This is a genomic window from Actimicrobium sp. CCI2.3 (assembly GCF_035019065.1).
GTDB lineage: Bacteria > Pseudomonadota > Gammaproteobacteria > Burkholderiales > Burkholderiaceae_D > Actimicrobium.
The window spans coordinates 1-1,003 of record NZ_JASJWR010000083.1 but is presented as its reverse complement, the minus strand read 5'-3'; the positions used below and the strand labels follow the sequence as shown (position 1 = coordinate 1,003).

The following is a 1,003-nucleotide window of genomic DNA, read 5'->3' as shown; positions in this document are numbered from 1 at the left end:
TTTCGAGAATAAAATTTGCTGGAGGCGGAATCAGCCATTTTCATTCTTGGGTTCGGCTTTATTCAGCGGTTCCTTAGAAAAAACTTTCTTGGAGCTAGTTCAACTGACTTGGTTGCAATTCATGGGTGGTGAAAGTGTGGAAAAGGTTCCAAACAAAGAGCAGGAAAAGACGAGGGGATCTCGACAACGGCTCGTTTTAAAGTGAACCCGCGATTTGAGACATCGGTTTAGAGACCGCCCTGGCATCTGAGTGCTCCTTAAGTCTTAATGTAAGTTGTAATTGCGTTAAATTTAAAGTTACCCACTAGTAGGCAAATGTAAAAAAAAATCAATTCGTCTTTCCGTCTCTTGTAGGGAGCACTCCAAACTGAAAATTGTCACCCAAATATTGCTACCACCCTTTAGCGCTCCCATGTAATTACAATGTTCATTTCGATAAACTAGCCATGCATTTTGTGCTTTTTTAAGTTGCTCTTTAGTTTTTCGAATATCCCGATCACTGGTATCTGGTAAGTGATGCAGCGCATCTTGATAACTTGAGTCAAGCATTGCTTCTGCAGTTTTCAGTTTTTCTTCCAAACATTGCGCACTTTGCATTGAGCTACTCTGTGTCAAGCACGGATTATCATCTGCACTTGCGATCACGCAATTACTTAACCCAAATAATAAAACAAAGACACTTTTTGGTAGCTGGTAAGCTAACGAGGAACTAAAAGCGTCTGCCGCACTTTGCTTCACATTTTTCATTTCGATTTCCTGTTAAGTATTGATGACGAACCAACTCTAAAAATTGTTGTCCGTTGTAGGGCAGTAGAAAAAACTTTCGTGGAGTTAGTTCAACTGACTTGCTTACGACCCATGAGTGGTAAAAGTGTGAAAAAGGTTCCAAACAAAGGGGCGCGGGGCGTGGTTCAAACGAGGGTCACACTGTAGTGGTCTAATGAAATCGGACACCTCAATGGGAGCACACTCCCGCTAACTGAGGAAATTACATGACTAAAAA

General features: G+C 41.5%; 2 protein-coding genes. One reads left to right on the top strand and one right to left on the bottom strand.

Features of this window, described 5'->3' with window-relative positions; translation table 11 throughout:
* On the top strand, window positions 1–205 hold a 205-nt coding region (locus tag QN370_RS20535; protein ID WP_323581825.1), incomplete at its 5' end, for a hypothetical protein.
* 92 nt (window positions 206–297) lie between these two features.
* Here the strand turns inward: QN370_RS20535 and QN370_RS20530 are convergent.
* Entirely contained in the window at window positions 298–747 is a 450-nt protein-coding gene (locus tag QN370_RS20530) for a lysozyme inhibitor LprI family protein (RefSeq protein ID WP_322127154.1), read from the bottom strand.
* Between the last annotated feature and the right edge of the window lie 256 nt (window positions 748–1,003).

Bases quoted from the DNA above. Each gene is read 5' to 3' on its own strand.
- QN370_RS20530 (WP_322127154.1), bottom strand. From the start codon at position 747: ATGAAAAATGTGAAGCAAAGTGCGGCAGACGCTTTTAGTTCCTCGTTA.